Raw genomic sequence first — 253 nt, forward strand, 5'->3', positions numbered from 1 at the left:
GCGTAGCTGATGGGAAGCTGGTTAATATTCCAGCACCGTCGTACAGTGCGATGGGGGGACGGATCGCGGAAGATCATCAGGGTGTTGGATGTCCCTGTTGCTGCATCGAAGATGGCGCTTAGGCAAATCCGGGCGCGTAAATCAAGGGTGTGGCACGAGCGAGCATTGCTTGCGAAGTGATTGGAAGTGGTTCCAAGAAAAGCCTCTAAGCTTCAGCTGTACGAGACCGTACCGCAAACCGACACAGGTGGAC

Annotated in this window: 1 rRNA gene; it reads left to right on the forward strand. The window is 54.9% G+C overall.

The window, feature by feature from the left end:
• Nucleotides 1-253: ribosomal RNA gene (locus AC6LJW_RS29510) — 23S ribosomal RNA — on the forward strand; the annotation flags it as partial.

The sequence above is a fragment of the Achromobacter sp. 1012554356 genome (assembly GCF_059760815.1).